This is a genomic window from Vibrio sp. D173a, assembly GCF_030248475.1.
On sequence record NZ_JAHGAH010000407.1, the window covers coordinates 1 to 3,839 of the forward strand.

The following is a 3,839-nucleotide window of genomic DNA, read 5'->3' on the forward strand; positions in this document are numbered from 1 at the left end:
ACTTGCTTGAAAAACAGCGGGAATTAGTGATCGGTTAAAACCGAAATGGGTGATCGGATAATCCCGAAATGACTGATCGGAATGCCCCGAAATATGCAAGCGAAAGAGGCGGACTTCCATAAAGTGGCGAATACAGGTCATCAACCGGTAGCAGACGACAATAATGAACGATTAGAAGTAGCGGTGTTTGCTAGCAAGGCGAGTTACGCGGACTACTCATCGTTCTTGTTTGGTAATACCACCGACAATGGCGGTCAGTATCTGGAAGGTAACCCAGCAGAAACAGGCAACGTGGCGCGCTTTGTGGCTTACCGTTACAACAATGGTGACGAGCTTTCTATTCTTAATTTAGAGCATGAGTACACCCACTACCTCGATGCGCGATTCAACCAATATGGCTCGTTCGGTGATAACTTGGAGCATGGTTACATTGTATGGTGGCTAGAGGGTTTTGCTGAATACATGCATTACAAGCAAGGCTACGATGCGGCGATTGGCTTGATTGCAGAGGGCAAGATGAGCCTGTCTAAGGTGTTTGCGACCACTTATTCTCCAGATACTAATCGCGTATATCGCTGGGGCTATCTCGCGGTGCGCTTTATGTTGGAAGAACATCCGCAAGAGGTTGAGAGTTTGCTTACGCTCTCTCGTTCTGGTCAGTTTTCAGAGTGGGCGAGGCAGGTCCGATTGCTGGGTGAGCAATACGATGGTGAATTTGAACGCTGGTTAGGTTCCGTTTCTAATGAGCCTGAGCCACCTAAGCCAAACCCAGATCCAAATCCGGGCGAGCCGACGGAACCTTCTGACCAAGTTATTAAGCTTACCGCGAACCAGAGTGTGGTGCTGAGCGGTGCGGCTTACAGTGAGCAGTTGTTCTACGTTGATGTGCCTGAATACGCGACTCACTTTGAAGTCGAGAACCAAGGCGACGCTCAAGGTGACGCAGATTTGTACATGAGCTTTGAGCAAGAAGCGCATTACTACGATTTCGAATTCAGCCAATATGGCGTGGGCAGCAATGAGATCGTGACGTTTGAGCCAGAACCATCGGGTTACATTAAGCCGGGCCGTTATTACCTGAGTATCACAGGTCGCTCTGAATTTAATGCAGTGACGCTAAAGGCCTCATTAGAAATTGAGGCGCCAACACCAACAACGCCGGAGCGAGATGATTTAACGCCTGTGGTATTGGAATCGGGTAAACCGCAGACGCTCAAGGTACTCGAACGACGCTATGCGGCGGTTTATGTACCGCAAGGCGTTCAAGAAGTACGAGTGTGGCTAACGGATACAAACGGCTACTCTGACAATGGCGATGTGGACTTGTACGCGAGCCGAGCTTACTGGCCAAGTGCTATGCAGTACGAATACGCATCTGACGACAGAGGCAGTAATGAATTCCTGCAAATTCCAGTCACTGAGGCGGGCTATTTGCACTTCACGTTGGATGCACCGCAGCAAGGGGATGAAGTGGAGATGATGGTTTACTTTCACTAACCGTTACTCTGAACAAGTATCGATGTAAAACAAAGCCGGACACTGCGTCCGGCTTTTCGGTTTAGATGTCTCTATGCTCAAGACTTTGGTCTGTTTAGATTGAGCTCTCGATTTTTGTCGTTCTAGTGACTTCGCCATCGGCAGAATAGGCCAGTTTGCCAGCTATGTAGGTTGCTTCGACGTTTCTCTCATCGCCTAACATCATTAATGCAAAGAGCTTATCTTCCAAGCTTTTGGAATGTTGGTAACGCAACTTCTGCAAATCCGTTGCTGCCCAGTTGAGGACAACGAAGTCGGCTTCTTTTCCTGCTTCAAAATTGCCTATCTTGTCATCAAGGCTAAGCGAGGTCGCGCCGCCCAATGTCGCTAAGTACAAGCCTTTAAACGCAGAGAGTTTCTTTCCTTGTAACTGCATGATTTTATAGGCCTCATTTAAGGATTCTAACTGAGAAAAACTGGTGCCTGCGCCTACATCGGTGCCCAAGCCAACGCGTACACCTTTCTGTTCCGCTTTTTCTAAATCAAATAGGCCACTACCAAGGAATAGGTTGGAGGTAGGGCAAAAGGAAATGACGGAATCGGTACGCTGAAATGCACTCCATTCTTTGTCGGTCAGGTGAACGGCATGGGCGAAGATAGAACGCTTGCCAGCTAAGCCGTAATGTTCGTAAACATCGAAGTAGCCTTCACGGTCGGGGAAGAGCGACTTCACCCATTCGATTTCATTTTTGTTTTCTGACAAGTGCGTATGCACATAGACATCTGGATACTCGGCTTTGAGTTTCCCAGCAGCCGCTAATTGTTTGGGCGTCGAGGTAGGGGCAAAGCGTGGAGTAATGGCGTATTGCAATCGTCCTTGGTTGTGCCATTTGTTGATCAGGCTTTTGCTTTCTTTATAGCCCGTTTCCGGTGTGTCGAGTAGGTAGTCTGGCGCGTTGCGATCCATCATGACCTTCCCCGCAATGATACGCATGTTCTTATCTAACGCTTCCTCAAAAAGCGCTTCCACCGATTGTGGATGAACAGTGCCAAACACTAATGCGCTGGTGGTGCCATTTTTCAGCAGTTCATTAATAAAGAACTGAGAGATAGCTTGGGCGTGGGCTTTGTCCTCAAACTGTTTTTCCGTTGGGAAGGTGTAGGTTTCTAACCATTCCAGCAGTTGCTCGCCATACGCCGCAATCATCTGAGTTTGTGGATAGTGGATGTGCGTGTCGATAAAGCCCGGCACGATGAGTTTTCCCCTGTGATCGACAATATCTTGGTACTGTGTCGAATCGCTTTCACTGAACGCTTTGATGGCTTTGATATGACCATCTTCAATCACTAATAAACCGTCTTCAAAATACTGATAGGCATCGGGAAGGTGTTCAACTTTGGCTGGATCGTTGATGAAATGTAATAGGCTAGAGCGGATTGCGGTGATGTCCGCCGCCGCTTGAGAAGAGAAGGAAGCCGTACCGAGTAAAGATAGAAGGATCGCGTTTTTGTTCATAAGTCACTCCATTGAATCGTTTAAAAATCCATGGTTTTTGACTTATCAGAACAAGTCCTTGTCAATAGAGTGTAACAACCGAAAACCATTAAAAGCGAAGAGACTACAGCGAGATGTGTGCCAGATGTCCGTTTAAGCTCTCAGGGCAGACGGAATGGGGCTCGGCGGAAAGAGGCGTAAGTTAAAAGTGGGTACTCACGATCCATGATGGTGAGAAAAACAAAGGTTTGAACCGAAGTGGTGCATGCGATGCTTTGCTAATAAATGACCTTGGGCTGCAATAAATTTGTCATGTTTGAGCTATAAGTTGTGCGACGTAAATTGGCGATGCCAAATGAATAAGCTGAATTGATCAGCGATTTGGCGAACAACTTAACTTGTAGATTAGAGAACCATGTCAAGAGCAGTAAACCCAGCTGATGAAGTGATCATCAAGCTGCTACAAAACCAAGGCTTGATCAAAAGCGAAGCTGAGGCTCGTTTAAAAGATGAGGTGTACCGCTTGCACCCGCATGAAATTGAAAAAGTAAAAAACTACGATCAGCACTTTGGTATCAACGCCAAAGAGAAATTGATTGATGAGATCTTAGATCTCCGACGTGAAGCATTGATCAAGAAAATCTCCCGCCCAGAGGCTACCGCTAGCCAGTAAGTGGCTTTAAACGTTGATCTCCCTCCAATGTGTAAAAGTAAGTAAATAAGAGACACAAAGTGGGTGAGTGATTTGACTCTTATTGAAAGTCGTTTTAGTTTTCAAGCCAATCAATCTTTGTCATGAATGAGTGTAGATAACGGGATATGGATTCAATCACACAAGCAGCATTAGGGGCTAACTCCTATCACTTAA

At 46.7% G+C, this 3,839-nt stretch carries 2 protein-coding genes and 1 pseudogene; 2 read left to right on the forward strand and 1 reads right to left on the reverse strand.

Going from position 1 to position 3,839, the window contains the following annotated elements:
- Window positions 1-93: 93 nt before the first annotated feature.
- Window positions 94-1,497, forward strand: a pseudogene (locus KIV40_RS26260) (collagenase); the annotation flags it as partial.
- 94 nt (window positions 1,498-1,591) lie between these two features.
- Here KIV40_RS26260 and guaD read toward each other — a convergent pair.
- On the reverse strand, window positions 1,592-2,992 hold the full coding sequence (guaD, locus tag KIV40_RS26265) for a guanine deaminase (protein ID WP_012127595.1): 1,401 nt from the start codon (window positions 2,990-2,992) through the stop codon (window positions 1,592-1,594).
- 394 nt (window positions 2,993-3,386) lie between these two features.
- Between guaD and KIV40_RS26270 the strand changes: the two genes are divergently transcribed.
- Entirely contained in the window at window positions 3,387-3,644 is a 258-nt protein-coding gene (locus tag KIV40_RS26270) for a hypothetical protein (RefSeq protein ID WP_010646166.1), read from the forward strand.
- The last annotated feature ends 195 nt before the right edge of the window (window positions 3,645-3,839 follow it).

Coding starts and splice junctions, on each gene's coding strand:
- KIV40_RS26270 (WP_010646166.1), top strand. CDS start 3,387: ATGTCAAGAGCAGTAAACCCAGCTGATGAAGTGATCATCAAGCTGCTA.
- guaD (WP_012127595.1), bottom strand. CDS start 2,992: ATGAACAAAAACGCGATCCTTCTATCTTTACTCGGTACGGCTTCCTTC.